The sequence below is a fragment of the Xanthomonas cannabis genome (genome assembly GCF_040616535.1).
Lineage (GTDB): Bacteria > Pseudomonadota > Gammaproteobacteria > Xanthomonadales > Xanthomonadaceae > Xanthomonas > Xanthomonas cannabis.
Genome location: NZ_CP136580.1, coordinates 1,747,026 through 1,772,976, shown reverse-complemented (window position 1 = coordinate 1,772,976; position 25,951 = coordinate 1,747,026). Strand labels below are relative to the sequence as shown.

The 25,951-nt window shown below is 57.4% G+C and carries 26 protein-coding genes; 9 read left to right on the top strand and 17 right to left on the bottom strand.

Annotated elements, in window-relative coordinates; all coding sequences use genetic code 11:
- Nucleotides 1-164: 164 nt before the first annotated feature.
- Nucleotides 165-1,309 (top strand): IS3 family transposase gene (locus tag RZV17_RS07600; protein ID WP_355604652.1). Its coding sequence is split into 2 segments (ribosomal slippage): nucleotides 165-402 and nucleotides 402-1,309, totalling 1,146 coding nucleotides; the frame shifts between segments, so codons are not numbered across the junction.
- On the opposite strand, the gene RZV17_RS07595 is transcribed toward RZV17_RS07600, so the two are convergent.
- The gene (locus RZV17_RS07595; RefSeq protein ID WP_355608345.1) at nucleotides 1,250-2,215 is read right to left on the bottom strand and encodes a MobA/MobL family protein; all 966 of its coding nucleotides are present in this window, start codon (nucleotides 2,213-2,215) and stop codon (nucleotides 1,250-1,252) included. The two genes, RZV17_RS07600 and RZV17_RS07595, sit on opposite strands and share 60 nt — an antisense overlap.
- Nucleotides 2,216-2,577: 362 nt before the next feature.
- Here RZV17_RS07595 and RZV17_RS07590 point away from each other — a divergent pair, with 362 nt between their 5' ends.
- Entirely contained in the window at nucleotides 2,578-3,453 is an 876-nt protein-coding gene (locus RZV17_RS07590; protein WP_355608342.1) for a DUF6216 family protein, read from the top strand.
- A 73-nt stretch (nucleotides 3,454-3,526) separates the two neighbouring features.
- Here the strand turns inward: RZV17_RS07590 and RZV17_RS07585 are convergent, their stop codons facing one another.
- From RZV17_RS07585 to RZV17_RS07570, 4 genes are all read right to left on the bottom strand, one after another.
- Nucleotides 3,527-4,240 carry a hypothetical protein gene (locus RZV17_RS07585; protein WP_179454574.1) on the bottom strand — a complete coding sequence of 238 codons (714 nt, stop codon included), beginning with the start codon at nucleotides 4,238-4,240 and terminating at the stop codon, nucleotides 3,527-3,529.
- A gap of 11 nt (nucleotides 4,241-4,251) precedes the next feature.
- Entirely contained in the window at nucleotides 4,252-5,148 is an 897-nt protein-coding gene (locus RZV17_RS07580) for a hypothetical protein (protein ID WP_249058846.1), read from the bottom strand.
- Nucleotides 5,135-6,193, bottom strand: a complete 1,059-nt coding sequence (locus tag RZV17_RS07575; RefSeq protein ID WP_355608337.1) for a Fic family protein — start codon at nucleotides 6,191-6,193, stop codon at nucleotides 5,135-5,137. Before RZV17_RS07575 ends, RZV17_RS07580 begins: the two co-directional genes overlap by 14 nt.
- 153 nt (nucleotides 6,194-6,346) lie before the next feature.
- Nucleotides 6,347-6,643 (bottom strand): helix-turn-helix domain-containing protein, encoded by a 297-nt coding sequence (locus RZV17_RS07570; RefSeq protein WP_179455041.1) that lies wholly within the window; start codon nucleotides 6,641-6,643, stop codon nucleotides 6,347-6,349.
- Between the two features lie 171 nt (nucleotides 6,644-6,814).
- Here RZV17_RS07570 and RZV17_RS07565 point away from each other — a divergent pair, with 171 nt between their 5' ends.
- Entirely contained in the window at nucleotides 6,815-7,126 is a 312-nt protein-coding gene (locus RZV17_RS07565; RefSeq protein ID WP_179454576.1) for a hypothetical protein, read from the top strand.
- A gap of 39 nt (nucleotides 7,127-7,165) precedes the next feature.
- Nucleotides 7,166-7,558 carry a hypothetical protein gene (locus RZV17_RS07560; RefSeq protein WP_249058838.1) on the top strand — a complete coding sequence of 131 codons (393 nt, stop codon included), beginning with the start codon at nucleotides 7,166-7,168 and terminating at the stop codon, nucleotides 7,556-7,558.
- A gap of 64 nt (nucleotides 7,559-7,622) precedes the next feature.
- On the opposite strand, the gene RZV17_RS07555 is transcribed toward RZV17_RS07560, so the two are convergent.
- Complete coding sequence (locus tag RZV17_RS07555; RefSeq protein ID WP_179454580.1) at nucleotides 7,623-8,345, bottom strand: hypothetical protein; 723 nt, start codon at nucleotides 8,343-8,345, stop codon at nucleotides 7,623-7,625.
- Between the two features lie 136 nt (nucleotides 8,346-8,481).
- Here RZV17_RS07555 and RZV17_RS07550 point away from each other — a divergent pair, with 136 nt between their 5' ends.
- Both RZV17_RS07550 and RZV17_RS07545 read left to right on the top strand, forming a co-directional pair.
- Entirely contained in the window at nucleotides 8,482-8,706 is a 225-nt protein-coding gene (locus tag RZV17_RS07550; RefSeq protein ID WP_088056792.1) for a hypothetical protein, read from the top strand.
- Between the two features lie 172 nt (nucleotides 8,707-8,878).
- Entirely contained in the window at nucleotides 8,879-10,213 is a 1,335-nt protein-coding gene (locus RZV17_RS07545) for a site-specific integrase (protein WP_249058835.1), read from the top strand.
- A 22-nt stretch (nucleotides 10,214-10,235) separates the two neighbouring features.
- Here RZV17_RS07545 and RZV17_RS07540 read toward each other — a convergent pair whose 3' ends face one another.
- Entirely contained in the window at nucleotides 10,236-10,640 is a 405-nt protein-coding gene (locus RZV17_RS07540) for an H-NS family nucleoid-associated regulatory protein (protein WP_076036043.1), read from the bottom strand.
- Between the two features lie 274 nt (nucleotides 10,641-10,914).
- Here RZV17_RS07540 and RZV17_RS07535 point away from each other — a divergent pair, with 274 nt between their 5' ends.
- Entirely contained in the window at nucleotides 10,915-11,988 is a 1,074-nt protein-coding gene (locus RZV17_RS07535) for a DUF3800 domain-containing protein (RefSeq protein WP_355608329.1), read from the top strand.
- A gap of 48 nt (nucleotides 11,989-12,036) precedes the next feature.
- Here the strand turns inward: RZV17_RS07535 and RZV17_RS07530 are convergent, their stop codons facing one another.
- The 3 genes from RZV17_RS07530 to RZV17_RS07520 all read right to left on the bottom strand — a co-directional run bounded on the left by RZV17_RS07530 (nucleotide 12,037) and on the right by RZV17_RS07520 (nucleotide 14,745).
- A complete protein-coding gene (locus tag RZV17_RS07530; protein WP_179454584.1) occupies nucleotides 12,037-13,692 on the bottom strand; it encodes a DUF6119 family protein in 1,656 nt (551 codons plus the stop codon).
- A gap of 413 nt (nucleotides 13,693-14,105) precedes the next feature.
- Complete coding sequence (locus RZV17_RS07525; protein ID WP_186005767.1) at nucleotides 14,106-14,273, bottom strand: hypothetical protein; 168 nt, start codon at nucleotides 14,271-14,273, stop codon at nucleotides 14,106-14,108.
- A 220-nt stretch (nucleotides 14,274-14,493) separates the two neighbouring features.
- A complete protein-coding gene (locus tag RZV17_RS07520) occupies nucleotides 14,494-14,745 on the bottom strand; it encodes a hypothetical protein (protein WP_355609247.1) in 252 nt (83 codons plus the stop codon).
- Between the two features lie 143 nt (nucleotides 14,746-14,888).
- Between RZV17_RS07520 and RZV17_RS07515 the strand changes: the two genes are divergently transcribed.
- A complete protein-coding gene (locus RZV17_RS07515) occupies nucleotides 14,889-16,604 on the top strand; it encodes a diguanylate cyclase (protein ID WP_355608325.1) in 1,716 nt (571 codons plus the stop codon).
- Nucleotides 16,605-16,793: 189 nt separating this feature from the next.
- Here RZV17_RS07515 and RZV17_RS07510 read toward each other — a convergent pair whose 3' ends face one another.
- Entirely contained in the window at nucleotides 16,794-17,099 is a 306-nt protein-coding gene (locus RZV17_RS07510; protein WP_355608322.1) for a hypothetical protein, read from the bottom strand.
- Nucleotides 17,100-17,193: 94 nt separating this feature from the next.
- Between RZV17_RS07510 and RZV17_RS07505 the strand changes: the two genes are divergently transcribed.
- Complete coding sequence (locus tag RZV17_RS07505; RefSeq protein WP_184442062.1) at nucleotides 17,194-18,168, top strand: GGDEF domain-containing protein; 975 nt, start codon at nucleotides 17,194-17,196, stop codon at nucleotides 18,166-18,168.
- Between the two features lie 120 nt (nucleotides 18,169-18,288).
- Here the strand turns inward: RZV17_RS07505 and RZV17_RS07500 are convergent, their stop codons facing one another.
- From RZV17_RS07500 to RZV17_RS07475, 6 genes are all read right to left on the bottom strand, one after another.
- Nucleotides 18,289-19,713, bottom strand: a complete 1,425-nt coding sequence (locus RZV17_RS07500) for an efflux transporter outer membrane subunit (protein WP_184442060.1) — start codon at nucleotides 19,711-19,713, stop codon at nucleotides 18,289-18,291.
- The gene (locus RZV17_RS07495; protein ID WP_166743256.1) at nucleotides 19,707-20,438 is read right to left on the bottom strand and encodes an SDR family oxidoreductase; all 732 of its coding nucleotides are present in this window, start codon (nucleotides 20,436-20,438) and stop codon (nucleotides 19,707-19,709) included. The genes RZV17_RS07500 and RZV17_RS07495 overlap by 7 nt, the downstream gene beginning before the upstream one ends.
- A gap of 36 nt (nucleotides 20,439-20,474) precedes the next feature.
- On the bottom strand, nucleotides 20,475-23,645 hold the full coding sequence (locus RZV17_RS07490) for an efflux RND transporter permease subunit (RefSeq protein WP_047696763.1): 3,171 nt from the start codon (nucleotides 23,643-23,645) through the stop codon (nucleotides 20,475-20,477).
- Between the two features lie 106 nt (nucleotides 23,646-23,751).
- Nucleotides 23,752-24,948 (bottom strand): efflux RND transporter periplasmic adaptor subunit, encoded by a 1,197-nt coding sequence (locus RZV17_RS07485; RefSeq protein ID WP_184386964.1) that lies wholly within the window; start codon nucleotides 24,946-24,948, stop codon nucleotides 23,752-23,754.
- The gene (locus RZV17_RS07480; protein WP_355608316.1) at nucleotides 24,945-25,718 is read right to left on the bottom strand and encodes an SDR family oxidoreductase; all 774 of its coding nucleotides are present in this window, start codon (nucleotides 25,716-25,718) and stop codon (nucleotides 24,945-24,947) included. The genes RZV17_RS07485 and RZV17_RS07480 overlap by 4 nt, the downstream gene beginning before the upstream one ends.
- The gene (locus RZV17_RS07475) at nucleotides 25,715-25,942 is read right to left on the bottom strand and encodes a hypothetical protein (RefSeq protein ID WP_184385124.1); all 228 of its coding nucleotides are present in this window, start codon (nucleotides 25,940-25,942) and stop codon (nucleotides 25,715-25,717) included. Before RZV17_RS07475 ends, RZV17_RS07480 begins: the two co-directional genes overlap by 4 nt.
- Nucleotides 25,943-25,951: the final 9 nt, after the last annotated feature.

Below are 25,951 nucleotides of genomic sequence, written 5' to 3'. Positions count from 1 at the left end.
TCGAATATGGATGCGGTTTAGAACCTGCTGACTTGGCCTTTGGCCATGAGGATACAGTTGGTCATCGAAGCGACGATTCTCTTGCGGAACAAAGCTCCCCTTGATACGCCCAGGGTTTCCTAGACATCTCATGGCCATGGAAAATGGTCGATTCGGAGGTGTCTATGAGCAGCAAGCGGTATACGGATGAGTTCAAGATCGAGGCGGTCCGGCAAGTGACTGATCGTGGGTTCAAGGTGGCAGAAGTCGCCGAGCGGGTGGGTGTCACGACGCACAGCCTGTACGCCTGGTTGCGCAAGTTCGGCAAGCCCGGCGTGGTACAGCGCGCCGAGGTGGACCAGAGCGCCGAGGTTCGGCGCCTGAAGGCCGAGTTGCGTCGAGTGACCGAGGAGCGCGACATCCTAAAAAAGGCCGCCGCGTACTTTGCCAAGGGGTAAAGGCAAAGTACGCCTTCATGCAAGCCCACTGCGGGGAGTTCAGGGTGTGTGCGATGTGCCGGGTGTTGCGGGTGAACCGGGCTGGATACTACGCGTGGCTAAAGGCGCCCGACAGTGAGCGCGCCAAGGAAGATGATCGGTTGTTTGGACTAATCAAGCACCACTGGCTGGCCAGCGGCAGTGTGTATGGGCATCGCAAGATCGCCAAGGACCTACGCGATCTGGGTGAGCGTTGCAGTCGCCATCGTGTGCATCGATTGATGCGCGCCGCGGGATTGCGTGCCCAGGTAGGCTATGGTCGCAAACCGCGCTTCCATGGCGGAATGCCGTGCAAGGCGGCGGCCAACCTGCTGGACCGACAGTTCGACGTGACTGAGCCGGACATGGCCTGGGCGAGTGATTTCACCTTCATTCGCACGCACGAAGGCTGGATGTACCTGGCTGTGGTGATCGATCTGTTTTCCAGGCAGGTCGTCGGCTGGGCGATGCGCGATCGGGCCGACACCGAGTTGGTCGTGCAGGCCTTGTTGTCTGCGGTGTGGCGGCGCAAACCCAACGCTGGTTGCCTGGTTCACTCGGACCAAGGGTCTGTCTACACCAGCGATGACTGGCAGAGTTTCCTGGCGTCCCATGGCTTGGTGTGCAGCATGAGTCGGCGTGGCAACTGCCACGACAACGCACCCGTGGAGAGCTTCTTCGGCCTGCTCAAACGCGAGCGGATCAGGCGACGGATTTATCCCACTAAGGACGCCGCACGCGCCGAGGTATTCGACTACATCGAGATGTTCTACAACCCCAACCGCCGCCACGGTTCAACTGGTGACCTGTCCCCTGTAGAGTTTGAACGGCGCTATGCGCAACGAGGGTCTTGAGTGTCTACGGAACTCTGGGCGTATCACCTGTCCTTTCTCTCTTGCTCGATCACGAAGCGCTGCTTCATGACTGTGGCCGGCAGGCACATCATGGATTAGACGACCTTCGCGAGATGCCTGGCACTCTTTTAAAATTTGAGCAAAGCGTCGATCTGCTGATGTCACCTTTTCACCAAAAGACACGGCTTTGGCGTGGCGCTTGGCTTGGAAGAACTCTCCCCGCGAGATGCGCTTTTTAGGTGCTCTGGTGAGTGCTCTGGCTTTTTCAAAATCGCCTTGCTTGAACGCATCTTGCGCTTGGGCTCTCAGTGTTCGGTGGTCCACTCGTGCTTCAACGCCGGCCATGATGAGATGCGCATTGATCACTGATGCGATCTCTCCACGGAGAACTTTAATCTCCGTTGCCCCTGCTCCCTGCCTTGCGTCGAACTCAGCACAAGCCCGCTCCCCCAGACCGTTGGCGTCTACTTTCCTGGCAGAGATGAGTAGATGCACATGATGATTGCGCTGGTCCCCTCTTCGACCAGGTGAGTGAACAGCAACCAGCACAGCCGCTTGATAGCGCTCGACAAGAAGCTGACCAAGTGCGACCGCAAGCATTCTGCGCTGTGGAGCGTCTAGACTGTTAGGTAACGAAACTTCGACTTCTCTCGCCACCCGAGCATTTGCTCTGGTTTCTTGTTGCTCATTAATATCCCAGAAGCTTCGAACATCGAGACACCACCTCGGTGCTCCTTCGGGCGCAAGCATTTGTTGTGAAACAACGCCTGACCTCTTCTCATATTTGTGCGTCGTTTTGTGAGTTGTATCCCGCAGATTGATCCCTGCACGATAAGCAGCCGCTGCGACTGATGATTGACCTTTTCCACGACTAAACGATTTGATGCTGACATGATAAATTGCCATTAATTTCCCGGTTGAGATTGGTTGATAGTGGGAATAACAAAATGGCTAAACTCTCGTTTGTCCAGATCAAACCACTGGACCCGTTTTTGAGAGATAAATCACGGGGTTTGTGTCATTTCTAAGCAGAGCTTCTAGGCCTACTCGATGCGCAAGCAGCGGCATTTCATCGCGAAAGCGATGCCCACGGTTTTTGCGGAGCAAATAACCATATGTGGGCCCTTGACCTTGTCTTTTTTAGGTATTTCTTCAAGGGAATATCAGGTGTGAAATTAAAACATATTTTGCAGGGCGGAGATGGCCAGCGCCCGTGATCAAGCGAATATGAACAAAACCTGTACGGACTAGGTATAATGTTATCCTAAATGCCGCAAGCAAACGGCAAACAAAGACCGTCAATCACAACCAGAAGGCAGCTACAAAAAATGGAATGGCTTAAATTTTTAACGGGCGAGATCGCTGCTGGCTCTATCATTGCTTTTCTTTCGGCAGCCGTCTTTGCATGCTGGCGCTCGGGCTCTCTCCATCCTATCAACACCCGTGTGCTGCGATTATTTATCAGCAAAGACGACATTGAAGACGAAGTCATTCGGAAGAATTTGGCGGATCACTCCGCACTCGCTGGATTTCGAATGGCACATCAAATTCGCGTCCAAACGCTCAAAGACGCTAAGGCTCTCATCGGCTTTTCGGATTTGCACAATATTCCACTAAAACTCATTGGGCATGCCGGCTGGGCATTTGACCTCAAAAGCCATGTCATCCACCCGAAGCGAGTTCACTCTAAGTGGTGGGTGATTCTTCCATTCATCCCTCTGGCAGCATCTATTTGTCTTGCTGTCGTCTTGGGTGTGATTGCAACAAAAGATAGCTTATTGGTTAGCTTGAAAGAGACAGGGACCGATTTATATATTTCAGAAACTGAGGCAAAAACGACAGGGCTTTTTTCAAGCAGGAGCGACACTTTGACTATCGAACAGTGCAAAAACACTGCCGACAAACAAGTCATCCCGCCCACATTCGACCCGAGAGATCTTAAAATCCTTTGCGAGGTGTGGAAAGACCCTGTCCTTAAATCACATTTAGCGAAAGAAGTGCCTAAGCAAAAACGTGCGTCACTGTTTGCATTCCCGGTCTTGCTATGGTGCGCCTGGCTCTTCTATACCATATGTAGAGAGTTGATTTCTGCAAATAAACTTAGAGACCTTCTTGAAGAACGCCAGCTAGGCACCAGCCAGTAGAAACGCATCGACACTTGAATAAAGCGATAGATGAGGAGGAAAATCCTCCTCATCTATTTGCAAATGCTAAATCTTACTCAATCGGCCTCGGGGATGGACGTTGATACTTAGAGAATGTTTTGTAAAGCGAGGCTGCGCGCTCATCGGCAGCAACACTTTCAACACTACTCAACCCCCTTAATGCAATGTCAGCAGACGCTTTGCCATCGCCCAACAGATAAGCCAAGCGTAGATACGCGGCACTATCGATCAGATTTTTATCTTTTGTTTCGCTGGCATAGATATCCGACAGTCCATAATACGAATACAAGTTTCCAGCAGATGCCGCATTCCTTAAAATACCAAGCCCTTCTTGGAAGTGGCCACTCGTTGCCGTCTTCTTTCCATAGATGACAGTTGCGGCCTTGTTGCCTGCCTGCGACTCTGCTTTCAGCTGATCCAAAGACAGTTTGTCCAGTCGTGCAAGTTCGGCCTCAGTCGGATAGCCGTTAGACAAAAGCCACTTTGCCTCGGCATCCGAGTTAGCCACCAGCGGGCCACTTGCCTTGCAGGCACTCCCGCCACCTTGACACAAATACTGCTTAGCATCTTGCACGCCGCTAGGCGTTGCTAACTTTGCCTTTTGCTCCGCTCCAATCGCAGCTGCGCTGTGCTCAGCGTTTGCCGTCGCAGAAGTTTCAGCCTGCGAAGACGCTGTATTGGCGTCTTCCGCTGGCTTGTCGGCTTTTCCACACGCAGCAAGCGCGCCGGAAAGCAGTGCCATGGACAAGATCATTTTTGCTTTCATAGTTCTATCCATTATAGACTGCACTGATTCTGCTGGAAGTTAGTCCACCATGCTGAGCATGCACCGTCAGCAGATGTGACTTTCCATTTTACCCCGATTGAGTTATCCAAGCTTCCTGAGCTTATCACTGCTCCTGGCACATAGCTTTCAAGATTAACTGCATAGCGCTTGGACCAATCGATGAAAAACTGCACAAAATTCATCTGGTCGTCTGCTTCAATATCAAGCGCCTTCATGATTTCGAAACAATAATACTCAGGAACGGTCAACTGGCCAGGGATCCGATACTTGCTAGACTCAATACTTTCCAACTCGCAAACTTGCTTTATATCCTCTCGAAAAATCTTGGTCGCGTCCTTAAAAGACATGCCGGGATTTGCATAATTTTCCGTCTGTTTGTTTAAAACAAAGTCCATCAGCCATGCTGCCGTAACATTGGGTGCAGCGGTCGTTCCATTGGGGCCAAATGCTCTACCTTGCGAATAGCCAATAGCCATCAGCACAGTAGATTTTCCATTAATGCTAGCCCCGGGCAATTTGTCTTGGGCGTAGGTCGCGCCAGATGGAAGCGGTATTGGGTTGGGGCACATCGCAGGCTTGGTTGCCCTCAGGTTTGCGCAAACCACTTCTGGATCCTCCCCACTACCGCCACCACCGCCGCCATCGCCACCACCACCGTCACCCGGATCTGGATAGTAAGGCGGTGGCGGATTTTCAATCGGTGGCGGGATGTAGGGAGGCGGGACTTCGACAGGCGGCATTGTCGTGGTCCCCTCAGTATCGGAGGCTGTTGCCAATGGCGATAAGACGCTGGCAACCCCTGCTAGCACCAAGGTCAGATAAATGGTTCGCCTGATCGCAGCTTTGAGCTGCTTGGGCTTGCCATCTTGCGACTCATTCAATTTCATAACTATCCTTATTAATAGAGCGATCAATTCCGATGATCAGGATTTCAAGCTCGGCTGAGTAAAATATCCCCTGTTCCTGTTCTAATAGCGTCGGTGGGCGCTTCATAATTTTTGCAGCAAGTGCTGGACTGCATGCATTTTTGCCAGCACATAGCGTGTCTTCGGATGCATATCCGTATGAAAGAAGTGACCACAACACTCTTGGATCCAAACCAGCCGCCGCCAAATCGGAAATTTTCTGCAAGATCAAATTAATTTGATCCAACCACATCTCTGAATTGCTGAGGTCTAGGCTTGTGGCAGTCGAAGATGCCTGCATCCAGGTTTGACCTGTTCGCTGTTTAGCAAAGCTCAGGCAATGCGCAATATAGAGCGGATAAAGATTTCGATAGCGTCCCGCCAGATTTATCAGGAGAGTGCGGGTTACCCGTCCATTAGTATCACTAAGTGGATGGATGCAGATCATCTGATACGCAATGGCTTCGAAAAAAGCACAGTTGATCGGCTGGGCGATCTTTCCTTGTAGCAAATCTTCGAGGTTTCTCAGAAGATAAGGCAGTTGATCTGCCTGCGGTAAAACAAGCCAGGCTTCTGACGGTTTCTTTCCACCGACCCATGCATTATCTGTGCGACTTCTGACTTGGCTATTGCCTAAATTTTTGGCCAAATTTAATGACCAGTTTAAAACACCATGCGTATCTGGAAGCCCTGCCCTGAGAGATGCATTGATGGCTAACGCCGCGTGGCGACTTGCCCTCAAATCAGGAATGGCAGAGAACTTCCAGGTTCCTCTGCATACATGAACTAACCGAGAAGACAGAGCTGAAAGGTAGCCAACGCATTGAGCATCTGACTCAAACCGCTGGTAATCCCCTATTTTTTCATAGGTTCGAAGTGGCGGCTCTAACAACGCTGGCGTATAGACCGAAAACGATGCATCGAGCCAAACAGAAGCATTAGGCGCATCGCGTCGTCCTGGAAGTGGCGCAAAAGCCAAATCAAGGGGCGCTAACTCAAAATTTCCATCCATAAAATTTAGACGCACTGACGGAGCCCAAGCAAGATGCCCTGACAACTATGTCAGATCAAGGCAAAAACCGAAGATGAAGTGACGTGCGTCACATAAATAGTGGAAATCTGATAATTATCAGAAAACCCTTACATCGATCACGTCTTTCACCGACAAACTTTGTGCCAGTTAACGCACTCGATTGGTCTTAGAGCGAGACTTGATATCAGCCAAAAGCGCGTGCTGGTCTTTGGTGGGAAGCTGCATGAACTCCTGAATGAGTTCTGCTAGTTCCTCTGTCTCTGCGTAGAGATAAGCAAGCGAGACCCCAAGGGCGTCAGCCATCTTTTGAGCGGTCTCACTGTCGCACTCATGCACTGCCCGCTCATATCGATTTATTCGAACGCCTGCGACATCTTCTGGTAGTCCCATGAGCACTCCTAAGGCCTTCTGACTGAGCCGAAGCGTCTTCCTCCGCTTTTTCATGCGGGCGGCGAAGACGACACGAACACTGCGGGCGTTGGGAGAGGTCATGCCCCAAGGATGAACGTAAGCTACGTTGCTCGTAAATTACGTTGCCCGTATCTTACGTTTAGCGTATCTTTTGCTTCGTTGCAACCCTCGTGGCTGCACCCAACCAAGGCAAAGGACCCAACCATGTCGAAGCTTCGTGTCGCACTCATCATCCTGCTCATTGCCGGGCTGGCAGCCTGCTCAGGAGGCGGTCCAGCTCAGACGGAGAGAGAGCATGCGTTCTTGCAATATGTAAAAGACAACGGCAGTGACGACGCCAGGATTGAAGACTTCAAGAGTGGCAAGTGCACGAAGGCAGAAGGCGCCCCAAGCTATGCCTGCGATGTGAGTGCGGAAGTCACAGCCATGGGACGAAAGTTCGGCCATGAGATGGACGGCGTCTACACCTTTTCGGAAATTGGCGGAGTTTGGAAGGTCACTGGCCGCATCCAGTAATCCTCTTCTCATTGGTATCCCCTCCGCCTTGGAACTTCGATGACTGTCTGGACTTTCCTCCTTCTCCTGTTGGTTGGTGGTGCCCTTTTTATTGTGATTGGATCTGTGGTGGCCTTGAAGCTGCACGGTGAGCGTGCGGCCTTTAAGGAAAATTATCAGCGGACCCATTTCAACAAGCGCACTGGCATCGCGATTTCCACAGCCCGCTCGTCCATTAAATTTAAAATGGTCAGCGCTTCCAAGGCTTATCAGTTCTCGGATGTTCGTTCCTGGGATAAGCATTGGCACCGATCGAAGCATGAGGGAACGATTACTGTGAATGTCCGGGACATCGACCACCCGAATTGGACGATCCATTTTGGAAATGAGCGCGAGATGGACAAGTGGTATGAGCTTATTCGACAAGCCGTCAATGAAGGCTTGAAGCTTTAATTTAATTTGACGCATTAAAAATTTGGCCCCAGCCGGGGCCTTTCTTTTAATTTGAACAAGGTCGTCAACTCGCACGGCCGGCTAGGATTTCCTTCTCCCACTCGTTCTTCATTTTGTTCAAGTTTGCAGCCTCGATCCAAAAATTCTCATCTATCTTATCCAAGTCGGTCATAAGCCATGATGTAAAAAGACCGATCTCAAAGCAGCAGAAGAGTGAAGTCTCAACTCTACTAGGCAAAACTAGCCCCAGCCCAACCTCAAAATGTGTGTTTGTTTCCTCCATTTTGATGGAAGGAATGATGGATCTGACATTAGGATGAGCACCGTCATCGATCATTGAGTCATACATGTCAGTGATGAGACCTGCACTTTCTGGCATCAACTTACCGAAACGCTTGCATGTTTTCTTGACTGCATCGCTAAACTCAGCGCGGCACCTTTTTCGAGCATCCTGGTCTCGATGCCGTTTAGCCCACACATCGCCAAGCTCTGGCTTCTGTTCGATAACTTGTGCGTAGCAGGCTGCTTCAAGACACGCTCTGAGAGTAGGGAAGATCGCTGCACGGTATCCAATGAGAGCAGTGTTGACCGATGCACAGAACATGCCTCTGGCACTCAACCGCAGAAGGGCCGCAATGGGCACTTGCAAACGAGCTGCTGCTGACTTCTCAATGAAGGCGTCCAGCTCAGCGCATCGCCTTACGGCGCTTGCATTCGATTGAATTGCGTCTTTTGCGCAATCGGAAGCAGCTTCAAGAAATTGATAAAGGGAGCGCGGGGTATCCAAGATCTGAAAGCTCCGTAGAGGGCCGTAAATGATACCTAATCCATAAGAATCAGGTTGGGCGTGCTGCTTCCCCGCGATTCTTATACTGGCTCAGGAATCACCTTGACTGAAGTTGATTCCCGATTATAAATGTGGCATGGGTAAAAAAACAACATCGACTGATTATCACCTCGCCGAGCCTCTTCTTGACGAAGAAGAGCGCGCGTTCCGCACTAAAATGGTAGAAACAACTTATCAAGTCCTCAAAGCCAATAAGGTCCGCCCGCCTAAGCGCGTGAAGCACCTCTCCCAGCTTTATGTCGATGGCCTGATTAGCGATAAAGAGCTAAGCGTGCTCTTGAACGCTCTCACTTCAAAGTGATTGAACAGCGCAACAAATCTAACCCACTTATATAACATTGTTCGCGACTCCTTACACTGCTGGGGATTTTAAATTTAGCGCAACAAAACAAACTGCATCAAAAATAGTGTTTTCGACATGGGTATTGACAGCCATCTGCTCGACGTTAGTGTCGGGTGCAGAAGGAAACTCCATGCCCGATCATACAAAACAAAGCACATCTTGCAGATGCATCATTAGAAATTTGCCCCTCGGAAATACCGTCATCGGTGAGATTATTGTTGAGGGGGTAGATGCAGCCGAGTGCTTTGACAAAGTGCTGAAAACGCTCACGCGAAGAGCTAGGCGCAAGAAGTCTGATTACAGCGAAGAAAAGCCAACTCTCAAAGTGCGCATGCTTTCGGATGAGATCACGGGATATATCTCCGATCTGAAACGGACAAAAATGACGCTCACACACATTCAATCCAATGAGCAAACGCTTGGTGTCATGCTTGCGGCCATTGGCGATAAACAAATAGCGTCAGTCACAGACACCGATATTCGTGCCGCGTTGGACAGCTATAAGTTTTGGCCCAAAAATGCCAGGCGAAAAAAAGCCTACAAATATTTAAGCTTCCAGGAAATTCTGGAAATAGGCAGAAAGGAAAAGCATTCATCCATAAACGCTGCAACCTACAACAATCACGTTAAGCGGATTAATGCCTTTTTCAATATGCAGCTTGATGCCGAACACATTGAACGCTCACCCGCGAAAGGCATTGCTGTTGAGGTGGATACCTCGACATTGGTCAAAACTCGCCGACCTCTCAGCAGAGATGACCTAGCCCGCATTTTCGAATTAGAACCCTACACCAAATGGAGCAAGGATATGCCCCACCGATGGTGGGCACCGATGATCGCGCTTTATAGCGGTGCCAGAGCAGGCGAAATTGCACAGCTTAAAATCTCAGACATTGTCACCATCGACGGCATTTCTTGTTTTTGTTTCCGCGTGACGACCAAAGATCAGCGCATTAAAAACACTTCGTCAATTCGAGTCATCCCTATTGCTCAACCGCTTCTCGACGCCGGCATTCTTACTTACGTCAATGAGGTCAAATCCACGGGGCAAGACCGCTTATTCCCGCATCTGCCGCTTACAATTTCAGTCTACGATGGCGAGGCATACATGAAGGGTTACGGGAGCGCGATGGTTCAACAGTTTGGCCGATATCTGAAAAAACGAGGGTTTAAGACGGGCATCGGATCTCATATTTTCCGACACACCTTCGCCACAAATTTGACTCGTGAGAAAGTCGGAGCAGTTCAAATCGCGGCGTTGACCGGACACAAGGTGATCGGTTCTGCGTCAGAAAGTGTTCTGGTTCCGGGCTTGCAGTCGTATATTGATCGGAACGAATGCCCGCCCGAGTTACGCGCGTGTGCGGAGACACTTGCCAAGTTCAATCCCGGCATTGAGATCCCGATCTATACGCCAGGGCAATTTGCAAAAGCGCTATCCGACAGAAAATGCTTCAAAAAATAGCCCCGCGATGCGGGGCTCTTCGTTATCCCGGAAACTTCGGGAATTTTTCGTCCGGATGCTTTGCCTTCCATTCTTTATAAGCCGCCGATCCTTCGTAAGCTGCAAAAGCACGTGGGGTCCTACCACGACCAGACCAAGTTTCTTGCGTGTGGGGAAGCCAATACTTGGGAGCCACTTCCTTACGAGTGCCGGCTGCTTTCTTCGGACGGCCAGGTCCGCCAGCAGAAGCTCCAAGCTGAGCTGCGAGATCTGCTTTCTGCTTGGCGGTAAAGTGCTGGCCGAAGCGGCTCAGCAGATCTGACACTTCCTGAAAAGCGTTCGCTGCTTCTTCTTGCAGCAGATTGGCCTCTTGCTCTTCCAACTTTCTTAGCTCTTCCGCAAGCTTGGCTTTGGCTGAGGCAATTGAATCGAGGGTTTGCTTAATCATTTGCTGATATCCAGTGTGATTAAAAAGTATTCAAAATTGATTGCACCACTCATTTTAACAGCGGTAAGGCAAAAAATTTCGTCCATAGCAATTTCAAAAATGATACTGTAAGTCAGGTCTACCTGCCAATTCCGTTTGGAGCGTTGTTGCCCAAATTGGCAGGCCGGCTTACCAAAAACGCTGCCATACTGTCCATGTAGAACCCAAATTCATTAAAGATTTGACCTGATTATACTAAATCTAAATTTTAATTTCTGAATATTTAGTGGAGCCCATGATTAATACCGCTTTTTTCGATGAATCTGGCAACACAGGTGCGGATTTCTTACACCAAGCTCAGCCTATATTTGCGCTAGCCTGCACAACCCTTAGTCCCGACAGTGCAAAAGCTCTGACACCGCCTTTGCTTAGGCAAAGTCAGGCAGAAGTAAAATATTCAAAACTCAAACATTCTGCATCCGGAAGAAAATCCGTTATCGACTTTCTAAACCTGGATATTATCTCACAAGAAAATTTTTTGGTATCAGCAGTGGACAAAAGATTCACTATTGTCGCTCAGTTCGTAGATAAAATAATCGAACCCTCGCTTCATAAAGATGGCATTGACATGTATGCCAACGATATGGCCGCAAATTTAGCCGCGATGCTCCATTATGCTGGCCCCCACGCATTCCCTGATAGTAGATGGGATGAATTTCTTCGGGCTTTCGGCAATGCATTACTTCATCACTCCACCGAATACTATGACAAATTTTACAGAGTCTTGTTAGATATAGTTCAGTTCGAGAATCCAAGATTCAGCATCAAGAAATTTTTACTTACCGGCCTCGGAACACTTGAAGAACGTCTTCAAGTGTTCGAGAGCAATACAGCCTTTGATCCTGCGGTCGATAGCTTTGTTTTGCTTGTTTCCCATCTGATGATGCGAACTCCTAATCGGTTCAGCGTTATCCATGATGTTTCAAAACCACTTAGGAAACAGGAGGACATGCTTCGTTTACTAATGGATTCGGATGCAACGCCAACGAATTTTGGCTATCCCGGCCGAGAAATGGATCTTCCTCTTAGAGTATCAAGCCTCTCATTTGAAGACTCTAAGAACCATCCAGGGCTTCAACTCGCTGACTTAGTAGCGGGCGCAACAACAGACTTTCTTGCTGCTAAAATGGGCTACGCTTCAATGGACGATTTTAAAATAGCCCTCTCTGAGAGTAATTTACCTAAAATTATTGTAAACGTCACTGCTGCTCAGGCTAAAATATCTAAAAGTGCCTCCGCCGCTCCTGGTCGAAAGAGCCTTGCGGATGGAATGGCGTCGTTTTTGGATAGGGCTGAAAGTAGAAAATAAATTAAACCCGAGCGTAATAACTCACAAGTGATTACTTCTTTCACAGCATTATCCTGCACGACGTAGACTGGATCGCTTGGCACGCCTCTTTCTTATTGGAGTAGGCTTGACCTTTGCACTGGAAACACCAGTGCTGCAATCCACCTTGGCTAACATCACATTTGCATATCCCAGCTCAACTAGCCTTGCATGAACGCTTTTGAGGATCACCTTTGCAAAAAAAGGTAGGTGGAGGTCTGGCTTATTCGACTGGCTAATGATTGCAAAAACAATGGTGTATGGTGCTACATCCCGAACAGAGAACTTCTCACCAGCAGGATCTAGCGGAAGCTGGTGAGTCATTAAAAGCTCTTTGTTCGCGAGGGAAACATACGGCTCATGCGAACGAAGTAGTTCACCAGATACAAGGCCCTGATTGAACAAATGGGCTAGGACAGCAGAACTTCCGTAATGCTTGACATGGATGATTTCTCCACTGCCATAGAGATCGCAAAACTCGACCTTGTCGTGAATTCCTCCGACGCGGAGCATCTTTTTATCCATCAGACACCAGCGGCCACCACTTCCAGCCACTGCGGACTCGTTGTATTGCCCTTCGTCTTCATGATTATAGACAGGTAGAGAGCCGGGATATTTCGCGATGTCTTTAAAGGAACTCTCTACTGCGCTTACAAAGTCTTTGTCAACTTCAAACCAGCGCCCAGCTGAAAGAATGTAAGACTTCCCATCATCATCAATTTCACAATGAATGCAGCGATAAAGCGCCCATCTGTCCATTGTTTTTTCGTCTTCATCAACAGACATCGCATAATGTTTACGGAGAAAAGAAAGACTAGGCTCTTCGCCAGGATGCGCAGCAATCAGAGCCCGAAAACGTAGATCACTCCAAACACCCTCTCCCTTTGCGCTTGTGAATTTAAACCCATCGACCTTTTCCCAATCCACAATATCGGGAACTGCCAGCCAGCAACCATCAACAACACCGTTGTTGTGCCAAGCTTCTTTTACTTTATCGACAAGCATGGCATCTAACTTGGTGGCAATTGTTCCTTTGGGGATCAGCTGGCGGACTTGGTCAATCCACGGGAAATTGGCTTGGTAGTCTTTGGACTCGAATTTTTTGAGATAACGCCGCAATAAAGCTCTGAGGCCAGGAACTCTGACGTCAGAGGTGACGGTTAAAGCATCAGCACCGGCCAACCTTCTCCCAAGTCTGAAATCCACTGGGCGACCCACAATGCCGCGAACTAAATCGCGTTCGATATCAACTCCAAAACTTAACGCTGACGCGGCTTGTGCTGTTTGGACTCTGCTATTTTGGTCTTCGACAAATGCCCGCTTATCAATGCTTCGCAGCGCATCGGAATTAATTGAATTGAGCGTTACGATCAATCCGAACCGTTCTTCATAGGCATCCGGATGAAGCAAGAAACGCCCTTGTCCAAAAGTTAGGGCAAAAAGACGCTGATCGACTGGAATTATAAAAGCTGCCGAAGAGGACTGGACGGTCCCAAGAAGCTTTTTATCGATGTAGCTTTCGAACAGCTCAGCCCATTTGGGTGGCTTAGGCTTTGTGTCTTTGACGAACAGCTGTCCATATTTTGAAAGCCCATCTTCAATGGGATGTTCTTTGGCACCATCGATGACAGCATCTCGTGCCGTTTTGACAGACTCACGCAGCAAATAGATCGTAAATGTAGCCAACGTCTCTCCCCCTGGATGACGCCACAGACTCCGTGTCCCAAGGCTCCGCCTTGGCAATTCACCCGAGTGTGCCACCAATTTGGCCGGTTGGGTCGTAGGAAAAACCTGATGTCTGCTGAGCCGGTCGAATTGTCTACTCACCTCGCGGCATCTGGGCGCATCTTCTCCCCCCATTTCGAGGTATCATTCGAGGTATCAAAGCAGGCACATCTGTTGGACCCAAATTTCTTTAGGTTCAAGGGGTTATCTGAGGGCGTTTACAGGCTCCGCCCACCTCCACCACACCACGGTCCTAAGACGACCGACCAAGGCCGGGAATCCTTCCATGAAGGGTTCCCGGCCTTTTTCATGGGCGTTCGATGCGTTTGCGTAGCAGGCGGGACGCCGCGGTGAACAGTTCGCCACCAGGCGTGTCAGTTAGTGACGCGCACCGTCGGTTCGGTGCCCGTGCTGCGCGGCTGCGGGCAGGGTTCGATGTCCGTATCCAGAGCCGCCTCACCGCGGAGTTGATCGAACAGCGCGAGCAGTTCGGTGGCTTCCTGCTGCAGCAGGACCAGGGCGCTCTTGTTGGGCTCTTCCACTGCATTGCTCCGACGACGCTCCCCAGCGCCCTGCGGCAACCGACGCAAACTGCGTGCCAGCGTGACGATGCCGGCAGCCGCGACGCGTGCGCTCAGTCGGTTGGTCCAACTCGCGCAACGACACTTGCGGGAGAAGCCCTCCGCTCAGCAGCAGGAAGACAGCGGCACCCTCAACATGCGGCGGAGCACCAGCCGTGAGCAGGATCGAGGCGATAGCCGCTCAGGGGTATTCGAGCTGCCGCTGTGCTTCGGCGTGCATGGCTTCCAGCGTCACCATGCCGGCGACGCGGGCGGCCGACATGGCGCTGCGGTGGTCCGGGAATGTCGGCGACAGCCTGGCGCCTGCGAGCTCGCCGCTCGCCTTGCCGGTGCCGATCTGCTCGATGTTCCAGTCCGCGCTCCAGGACTCGGCGGCATCGCCACTGCGCGATGCGTGGCAGGTCAACTGGTAGCGTCCAAGAAAAATGACCAATGTGTGCTCGGCTCGACGATTCGTCACGAGCATACCGGCACGACGTGGCGGCGACGAGTGCTGCCCCGTCTGCCAGCTGACTGCCCCACCTGGGCACGCGGCTTGCATCGGACTCAACCAGACCATCGGTGTTGGGGAACACGGTGTTGACCAAAAAAGCAAAACGCCGTGCCGCCGGAGCCTTGCTGCTCGGCGGGGCCATCTTCGTCCTGATCGGAGTGGGCGGTTACTTCACCACCCAGCGTTCGCTGTCCGATGCCGGCTGGGTGACGCATACGCAGGAGGTGTTGGCCGGCATCGACGAGATCCAGGCGGGCCTGCTGTCGGCAGAGTCGTCGGTGCGCGGCTACGTGCTCACCGACAACGAGGCATTTCTGGGGGTCTACGCCGATGCGATCGGGCGCCTGCCCGAGCGCATCGTGCGGCTGGATGCCCTGGTCCAGGACAACCCGGTGCAGAGGCGCAACGCGCGTGCGCTGGGGCAGCTGGTGGACAAGCGATTGGTGCAGATCAACGACCTGCTGCACAGCTATCGCGCGCATGGACTGGATGGCGCGCGCGGGTCGATCGCGCGGGGCGTGTTCCAGACCTCCGCGGCCCTGCGGCGGCAGGTGCAGACCATGACCGAGCTGGAACGCCATGAGCTGGTCAAACGCACCGAGGCCAACACCAGCAGCGCGCAGTGGGTGCTGCGCATGACCGTGATCGGTATCGTCAGCGGGCTGCTGGTGATGCTGCTGGCCTACCGCCTGCTGGCGCGCGAGCTGCAGCGGCGGGTGCATGCCGAAGACGCTGCCAGCCATACCAGCGAGCGTCTGGTGGAATCGTTCGCGGCCCTGGAGCGCACGTCTGCCGGCCTGGAAGCGCTGGCGCGGTATTCGGGCCTGCTGCAGAACTGCCGTGACGCCGAAGAAGCGCTGGAAATCACCGCACGCACGATCGCGCCACTGATTCCCGGCGCCGCAGGGGCGGTCTACCTGCTGCGCGCATCGCGCGATCGCGCCGAGCAGGTGGTGGCCTGGGGCGCAATGGCCGACGGCGACAGCCCGAGCATTGCGCCGGACACCTGCTGGGCGCTGCGTCGCGACCGTACCCATGTGGTGGATGACGCCAGCGCCGGCATGCTGTGCCGCCACGCCGACGCCAATCTTCCGGCGCATGCCAGCACGGTGTGCATTCCGTTGTCGGCCCAGGGCACACAGTTGGGCATGCTGGCACTGCGCAGCGACGACCCTGGCGGCCTGGCCACGTTGACGGTGGCCGAAGCGGCGGCCGAACAGCTCTCGCTGGTGCTGCACAGCCTGCGTCTGCGCGAGACGCTGCGCCAGCAGTCGATCCGCGACCCGCTCACCGGCCTGTACAACCGACGCTATCTGGAAGAAGCGCTCAACCACGAACTGGCTCGCTGCACACGCCGGGTGCAACCGCTCTCGGTGCTGATGCTGGATGTGGACCATTTCAAGCGGTTCAACGACCTGCACGGCCACAGCGGCGGCGATCGGGTGCTGGCGGCGATCGGCGAGCTGTTGCTGGCGCAGACGCGCGGCGAAGACATCTGCTGCCGCTACGGCGGCGAGGAATTGACGATCATCCTCCCCGAGGCTGACCTGCCGGTGGCGTGCATGATGGCCGAGAAGCTGCGTGCCGGCATCGAGGCCCTGCAGGTGATGGCCGATGGCGTGTCGCTGCCGAAGATCACTGCATCGTTCGGTGTGGCGAGCTTTCCCGAGCATGCGGGCAACGCCGCGCAACTGCTGCGGCGCGCAGACGAGGCGCTGTATCGGGCCAAGCAGGCCGGACGCAATCAGGTGGTGGGCGCCGCGGCGCTCGCACGTGCAGGGCTGGCCCCGCTGCCCTGAGCGATACAGCTGCTCGGCAGCGGTGATCAGCCCAGCGCTGCCAAGTGGTGATGGAAGACCGGTGGCCGATCCTGCTGGAACTATTCGTCATAAGTTATAGCGACTGGCGACACGCCAGCTGGTGGCAGGCTCCCTGCTCGCACCCCGCAGCAACTCCAGGCGCAGCGTACCCGCTACTACGGCGCAGCCTCAGCGACAGGCGTGCCCGTCTTCATCGGTCGGAATCAGCCCGGCGCCCGCCAGCATGCCGTCGACGCGGGTGCGGACATACGCCGCATCCTCGGGCTCGGCACTGCGCAGCAACGCTTCAGCGCGCGCCTGAAAATCCAGGTAGTCGAAGTCCGCATCGTGGTCGGCAGCCAAGTGTGGCAGTTCGTCCTGCAGTGCATCCAGGCGGGTATCGAGCTCTTCGCGGCTAGGCATGGCGGACTCCAACGACAAAGGCCATACGGTTGCGGCAAGGCCGTCAAGAATGTGCGAAGCCCTGCCGTGCAACGCTTCATTTTCCTACCCATTGCGGTGGTGTTCGCATACTCAACTTTGGCAGGGCCGGGCCGATAATGGTGCCGACTCCTACAGAACCTTCCATGTGATCCTCCACCTGCGGCGGGATTTCCGCCTCGGCATCGTCAAGATGCTTGGGCCAATCACTGCGCTGTTGCTTTGCCTCTATGCGGTGTACCTGGCCATGACCGGCCAGGTGGTTGCGTGCCTGATCACCGCGGTCGTGGGCGTGCTGGCGATCTGGCGCGGCTGGCAGATGCGCGATGCCGAACGCACCGGCACCGGCGGCGTCTGGCTGGCGTCGATCAATGTCGCCGGCTGCCTGGTGGCCTGCTGGACCGGGGGCGACGGTGCCCTGCCCTGGCTGTTTCCGGTGCTGGCAACCAATTATTTCTTGTGCGGGCCACAACGCGCGGTGTTGCTGAGCCTGCCGTTGATGGCAGCGCTATTGTTCTTGCCCGGCCTGATCGTCAGCCCCGGCCAGGGCGTGTCGACGGTGGTGGTGACGCTGGTGACGCTGGCGGTGGGCTATGCGTTCTCGTTGCGCATGCAGGACGACCGCGTGCATCTGGAAGAATTGGCCTCGCTGGACGCGCTGACCGGGTTGCCCAACCGACGCATGCTCGAACGCGCGCTCTCCCACCAGATCGACCAGCGCCAGCCGCAGGAGCGGCTGAACAGCCTGATCATTCTCGACCTGGATCATTTCAAGGAGGTCAACGATCTCTACGGGCACGCCGCCGGCGATGCGGCGCTGTCGGACCTGGCGACCATCCTGCGCTACGAAGTGCGCGAGCCACATCAGGTCTTCCGCTTCGGTGGCGAAGAGTTCGTGGTGCTGCTGCGTGCCGGCTCGCTGGCCGAACTGGAAGCGGCTACCGAGCGTTTGCGCAAGGTGATCCGTAACGGACTGCGTGGCCCGGGCGGGCGGATCACGGTGTCGCTGGGGGCCGCGCGCCACGATGGCGAGACCCACTGGCAGGACTGGTTTTCGCGCGCCGATGCGGCGCTGTATCTGGCCAAGAACAGTGGCCGCGACAGCGTGCGGGTGGCCGACTGAGCACAGCGCCCGCCAACCCGGGCGGCGGCACGCGCGCCATCTGCCTGCCGATGGCGCCCCCCTGAGCGGGATGCCCCACTGCGGTCGCGACAGGGCGGCCCACTGGCCGCCGCCCGTCCATCAACGCTTGACCATCGCCACCGGAGCGGCGGGCGCTTCGCCCTGCTTCCAGCCGCCAAGCGCCTTGTACACCCCGACCACACCGACATTGACGGCCGCCTCGGCGCGCGCCAGGGCATCGTCCGCCGCCAGCTGGGTGCGCTGTGCATCCAGCAGGGTGAGAAAGTCCTCCGAGCCCTCGCGATAGCGGATCTGCGCCAGCTGCTCCGCTCGCCGCGCGGCGTTGGCCTGCTCCACGACGATCGCCAGACGTGCCTGCTGGCGGCCGTACCCGATCAAGGCGTTTTCGGTGTCTTCCAGTGCCAGCAGGACGGCCTGCTGGTACTGCGCCAACGCGCCCTCGGCCTGCGCCTTGCTCGCACGCAGGCGCGCGCGCACGGTGCCGAAGTCGAACGCCGCCCAGCTGATCGACGGGGTGATCGACCAGGCCTTGGCGTTGCCCTCGGTCAACCTGGCCGCATCGCCGGACAGGAAGCCAACAAATCCACTCACGCTGATGCGCGGGAACAGATCCGCCGTGGCCACACCGACCTGCGCGGTGGCCGCGGCCAGCCGGCGTTCGGCGCTACGCACATCCGGACGCTGACGCAGCAGGCCGGCGGTGTCGCCCAGCGGCAACGGGCGTGCGAACGCTGGCATGCTGCGTGCCACCAGGGTGGCATCCAGCGCATCGGGCTGTTGCCCCAGCAACACCGCCAGACGATGGCGGTACTGCGCTTCGGCGGTTTCCAGCAACGGAATATCCGCTTCGATCGCCTTCAACCGCGCCAGGCTGCTCTGCACATCCAGCTCGCTGCCGGCGCCCAGGTCCCAGCGCGTCTGCGTGAGTTTCTGGGTGTCGCGCAGATTGGTCAGGGTGCGCTTGGAGACGTCGAGCTGCTTCTGGGTGCCGCGCAATTCGAAGTAATTGCGCGCCACTTCCGCGGCGACAGTGACCTGCACGTCCTGCAGGTTGGCCTGCTCCGCATCCAGATCGGCACGTGCGGCTTCCGACGCGCGACGCTGGCGACCGAACAGGTCCAGTTCCCAGGCCGCATCCAGACCGAGCGTGGTCTGCTCGGTGAGGAAGCGCTGGTTGCCCGCGATCACCTGCTGCTGCTCGCGGCGATCGAAGCTGCCTTGTGCGGTGATGTGCGGGGCCTGGTCGAGACGGCGCTCCACAAACACCGCGCGTGCCTGCTTCACCCGCGACACCGCAACGCGCAGGTCATGGTTGGCGAACAGCGCATCGCGCACCAGTTGTTCCAGCACCGGGTCGTCGAATTGCGACCACCAGTTGCCGACCGGCGATTCGGCGCTGAAGGCCGCGTCCTGCGCGCCCTGCAGCGTCACCGAGGCGGGTGGGTCGGGCCGGTAATCCGGCCCGACCGCGCAACCGCTGAGCACCAGCGCGGCCAGTGCCGCGCCGAGCAATGTTCTTACCATGGCAAGGTCTCTCCCAGGTGGGTGTAGCTGCCGGTGGCGCCATGCGCGTCCAGCAGTGCCATCTGCACGCTGCTGTGCGCGCCCTGCTCCACCTCGATCTCGCCGCCGCCACCGTTCATGTCGGTCTTGACGTAGCCCGGATGCACGGTGTTGACCTTGATCGGGGTGTCGCGCAGTTCGTAGGCCAGATGCACGGTCCAGCTGTTCAACGCGCTCTTGGAGGCGTTGTAGGCCGGCACCTTGAAGTCATAGATCGGCGAGCCGGGCTGGCTGTGCAAGGTCAACGAGCCGAGGATGCTCGACACGTTGACGATGCGCCCAGCCAGCGAACGACGCAGCAACGGCAGGAACGCCTTGGTCACGCCGACCACCGCGAACAGGTTGGTGTCGAAGGTCCGCTTCCACGCATCCAGGCTCTGCTCGGAGGGCTTGCGCTGGATGTCTTCGACCATGATGCCGGCGTTGTTGACCAGAATATCCAGATGGCCATGGCGCTGCTCCACCGTGCCGACGGCAGCGGCGATGCTGATGTCGTCGTTGACGTCCAGTTGAATCGCTTCCACCGGCAGGCCTTCGGCCTGCAGCTTGAGCGCGGCGGCGACGGCGTCGTCGCGCTTGCGGCCGGCCAGCAGCGTGTGCACGCCGGCCTGGGCCAGTTGCCGAACGGTTTCCAGGCCGATACCGCGGGTAGCGCCGGTGACCAGTGCGATCTTGGTGTTGCTCATGTGGTGAATCCTCTTTAATTGGGGGAAGTGACGGGCTTACGCCTTGACGGCGTCATGCGAAACGGCAGCCGGTGCAGCGGGACCGCGACGGGTCACCCACTTGCGCAGTGCCACATAAAACACCGGGGTCAGGAACAGACCGAACAGGGTCACACCCAACATGCCGGCGAACACGGTGATGCCGGTGACCGAGCGCACTTCGGCGCCGGCACCATGGCCGAACACCAGCGGCACGGTGCCGGCGATGAAGGCGATGGAGGTCATCACGATCGGGCGCAGACGCAGGCGGCAGGCTTCCAGTGCGGCTTCCACGATGCCCTTGCCGTGCATTTCGAGTTCGCGAGCGAACTCCACGATCAGGATCGCGTTCTTGCACGCCAGGCCCATCAACACCACCAGACCCACCTGCACGAACACGTTGTTGTCGCCACCGGTCAGCCACACACCGAACAAGGCAGACAGCAAAGTCATCGGCACGATCAGGATCACCGCCAGCGGCAAGGTCCAGCTTTCGTACAACGCGGCCAGCACCAGGAACGCCAGCAGCACCGCCATCGGGAACACGATCAACGCCGAGTTGCCCTGCGTGGACTGCTGATAACTCAGGTCGGTCCACTCGATGTTCATGCCGTTGGGCAACACCTGCGGTGCCATGCCGGCCAGCTTCTGCATCGCTTCGGTGGACGAGAGCACGCGCGGGTCCGCTTCGCCGATGAGGTCGGCGGCCGGGTAGCCGTTGTAGCGGATCACCGGGTCCGGGCCGTAGGTCTGGCCCAGCGTGACCATGCTGCCGATCGGCACCATTTCGCCATTGGCGTTACGGGTACGCAGGTTGGCGATGTCTTCGACGCTGTCGCGGAACTGTCCATCGGCCTGGGCGATCACCTGATAGGTGCGACCGAAGCGATTGAAGTCGTTGATGTACGACGAGCCCAGGTAGGTCTGCAGCGTGTCGAACAGGTTGGTCAGCGGCACGCCCTGCGCCTTGGCCTTGTCGCGGTCGACCTTGGCATCGAGCTGCGGCACGTTGGCCTGGTAGGTACCGATCGGGAACTGCATGCCCGGCGTCTGCGAGATCGCACCGGACATCGCGTTGACCGCGCTCTGCAGCTGGCCATAGCCCAGACCCGCACGGTCCTGGATGTAGAGCGAGTAGCCCGAGCCCTGGCCCAACCCCAGGATCGGCGGCGGCATGAAGGCGAACGCAAAGCCCTGCTGGATCTGGCTGATGCGTGCATTGAGCTCGGCGTTGATCTGCACCGCGCTGCGGCTGCGCTGACTGAACGGCTTGAGCGTGATGAACACCGTGCCGGTGTTGGGCGTGTTGGTGAACTGCAGCGGATTCAGGCCGGGGAACGCGATGGTGTGATCCACGCCTTCGGTCTGCATCGCGATCTGGCTGATCTGACGGATCACTTCGTTGGTGCGTTCCAGCGAGGCGCCTTCCGGCAGTTTGGTACCGGCAATCAGGTACAACTTGTCCTGGGTCGGAATGAATCCGCCCGGCACCAGCTTGAACATGAAACCGGTGCCGACCAGCAGCAGCAGATATACCATGAACACTGCGCCGCGCTTGCTCAGGGTGCGCGACACCGCGCCCTGGTACTTGTGCGAGCTGCTATTGAAAAAGCGGTTGAACGGACGGAACACCCAGCCGAACAGACGGTCGATCAATCGCGACGGGCCGTCCTTCGGCGCGTCGTGCGCCTTGAGTAGCATGGCCGCCAGTGCCGGCGACAGGGTCAGCGAGTTGATCGCCGAAATCACCGTGGAAATGGCGATGGTCACCGCGAACTGCTTGTAGAACTGGCCGGTCACGCCCGACAGGAACGCCATCGGCACGAACACCGCGCACAGCACCAGCGCGATGGCGATGATCGGCCCGGACACTTCGCGCATCGCCTGGTGCGCAGCGGCCAACGGGCTCAGCCCTTCTTCGATATTGCGCTCGACGTTTTCCACCACCACGATCGCGTCGTCGACCACGATGCCGATCGCCAGCACCAGCCCGAACAGGCTCAGCGTATTGATCGAAAAGCCGAGCAGATACAGCGCGGCAAACGTACCGACCACCGACACCGGCACCGCCAGCAACGGAATGATCGACGCACGCCAGGTCTGCAGGAACAGGATCACCACCAGCACCACCAGCAGCACCGCTTCCAGCAAGGTGTGCACCACTGCGCTGATCGAGTCACGTACGAACACGGTGGGGTCATAGGCCGCCGACCAGGCCATGTCCTGCGGGAACTGCTTTTCCAGCTCGGCCATCTTGGCGCGTACCGCGTCCGACAGTTCGATCGCGTTGGCACCGGGCGACTGGAACACGCCCATGCCCACCGCGTTCTGGTTGTCCAGCTGCGAGCGCAGGGTGTAGTTGCCGGCGCCCAGTTCCAGTCGCGCCACATCGCTCAGCCGCACGATCTCGCCGCTGTTGCCGCTGCGGATGACGATGTTGCCGAACTCTTCTTCGGTGGTGAGGCGACCCTGCGCATTGATCGAGAGCAGGAAATCGCTCTTGTTGGGCATCGGCTCGGCACCGAGCTGGCCGGCGGAAACCTGCACGTTCTGCTCGCGGATGGCGGCAACCACATCGCTGGCGGTCAGGCCGCGCGCGGCCACCTTGTCCGGGTTCAACCAGATGCGCATGGCGTAATCGCCGGCACCGAACACGCGGATCTGGCCCACGCCAGGCAGGCGCGACAACTCGTCCTTGACCTTCAGGGTGGCGTAGTTGCTCAGGTACAGCGAGTCGTACTTGCCCTTGGGCGAGGTCAGATGCACCACCATGGTCAGCGTGGGCGACTGCTTCTGCGTGGTCACGCCCTGGCGGCGCACGTCTTCGGGCAGACGCGCCTGCGCCTGGCTGACGCGGTTCTGCACCTGCACCTGCGCCTGGTCCGGGTCGGTGCCCGGCTTGAAGGTCACGGTGACCATCAGCACGCCGTCCGAGCCGGCCACCGACTTCATGTACATCATGTTTTCAACGCCGTTGATGGCTTCCTCAAGCGGCGTGGCGACGGTCTCGGCGATGACCTTGGGATTGGCGCCCGGATACACCGCGCGCACCTGCACGCTCGGCGGTACCACTTCTGGGTATTCGCTGATCGGCAACAGCGGCATGGCGATCAGGCCGGCCGCAAAGATGATGATCGACAGCACCGCGGCAAAGATCGGCCGGTCGATGAAAAAACGGGAAAAGTCCATTGGGGTGGTCCTGGAAGAGGTTGCCGCCGGGTGGCGGCGCGGCACGGCGGCCCCGAGCCGGCCAGATGGAAAGGCCGGCGTTCATGGGCTGCGCTGCAGCGATGAATCAGTTCGAAGCGGTGCGTTTGTCCGCTGCCGGCGCCGGTGCCATGGCCACGGCCTTGGCATCGACCGGCATGCCGGGCATGAAGATCTTCTGCACGCCGTCGACCACGACACGGTCACCGGCCGCCAGGCCCTTGCGCACGATGCGCAGACCATCGGCAGTGCGGCCGAGCTCCACATCGCGCCGCTGCGCCTTGCCGTCCTTGTCGACCACGTAGACGTACTTGCGGTCCTGGTCGGTCAGCACGGCCTTTTCGTCCACCAGCATGGCCTTGAACTGGCCGCTGCCCAGCAGCTGCACATGGGCGTACAGGCCCGGCGTGAACTGCCGCTGCGCGTTGTCCAGCACCGCACGCACGCGGATGGTGCCGGTGCTGCGGGTCACCTGGTTGTCCAGGAAATCCACCCGCCCTTCGTGCGGAAAGCCCTGCTCGCCGACCAGGCCGATGCGCACCGGCAATTGACCACCGCGTTCGTCCGGACGCTCGCCGTTGCGGGCCATCTGCGAATAGCGCAGGAAGGTGCCTTCGTCGGCATCGAAATAGACAAACACCTTGTCCAGCGACACCAGCGTGGTCAGCACGCTGGCGCTGTCGCCGGCGGTGACCAGGTTGCCGGCGGTGACCATCGCCCGCCCGGCGCGGCCGTCGATCGGCGCACGCACGCGGCTCCAGTCCAGGTTGAGCCTGGCGGTGTCCACCGCGGCCTGGGCGGCCAGCAGGTCGGCATCGGCCTGATCGGCGGCGGCGCGGCGCTGCTCCCAGGTTTCGGTGGAAATGGCCTGCTGGTCGGAGAGTTTGCGTGCACGCGCGGCTTCGCTGCGCGCCAGCGTGGCCTGGGTGCGGGCCCGCACCAGCGCGGCATTGGCGCGGGCGAAATCGGCGCGGTAGCTACGGTCGTCGATGCTGAAGAGCACATCGCCCTTCTTCACTTCCGCACCTTCGGTGTAGTTGACCTTGTCGATGTAGCCGGACACGCGCGGACGCAGCTCGACGCTTTCCACCGGCTCGATCCGGCCGCTGAATTCGTCCCACTGGCTGATTTCCTTGATCAGCACCGGGGCGACACTGACGCTGGGCGGTGGCGGTGCGCCGGTCTGCGCAGCGCCGCCGCCACAGGCGGCAAGCACCACCGCGAGCACGGCGGCCGTCAGCACGGGACGCATGGGGAAACGGAACGGGGTGGCGTTCGGGGTCATGGAGACATCTCTCGAGTGGGGATAGGCAAATGCAGACCGGCCAGCCGGTCCACCGACGGGGCGGAGGGCAGACGACGGCTGACGGTCACGATGGGTTGTCCGGGCTGGCCGGGCCCGGCGATCAGGGAGACGGCGGCGCGCCCGACATCCACGGCGCGAATCCATTCCGGACAGGCCTCCTTGGCGCGGCCGGGCGTACACACCGGTTGCTCGACCGAGAGCAGGTGCACACGCACGCCCAGCGGCTTGGCTTCTTCATGCAGCACCTGGGCCAGCATGCGGGTGGCGGAGGCGGCGACCGAGCGGTCGCCATGCGCCGACCAGGCACGCAGCGCGCAGGGGCTGCCGAGCAACAGATAGCGGCCGCCACCGTCGGCCTCGGCCAGCAGCGGCAGCAGGTGGCGGGCAGCAGCCAGATGCGGCAGCACGTCGCGCTCCAAGCGACGGCGCAATGCCGCCACCGGCCGGTCCAGCAGGCGCCCGGCCTTGGGCGGGCTACCCAGGCTGGCGATCACTGCGCCCAGCGGACGTGGGCGCTGGGCCAGCTCGGTGGCCAGGGCCAGCGCGGACGCATCGTCGGCGACCGAGCCGCGCAAGGTATCCAGCAACGGCGAATCGCCATGCTCGGCACGCAGCGCCGCCAGCTTTGCGGCATCACGTCCAATCACCAGCACCGGCATGCCGGCGTCGAGCAGCGCGGCGACGATGCCCGCGCCCACGCTGCCCGCACCGCCTATGACCGCCGTCTCGGATTGGACCATCCCGGTCATGGGACTTTCACTCCCGACATCGGGACAATTCCACGCTGTGCCCAGCGCGCCGGCAGTCCAGTCCGCCGCGCGGGCGCCCCGCCGGCCTGCCGTTTCGGCGATGCGGCAAATGCACGCGAAACGCTGGCGCGCTGGCTTTTTGCCGAGGAAACCACCGGATCGAAAGCGCTTTCGATGGCGTTGCGGGACGCGGAAGACAAACCGAAGACATCACACAACCACATGGCCGTGCT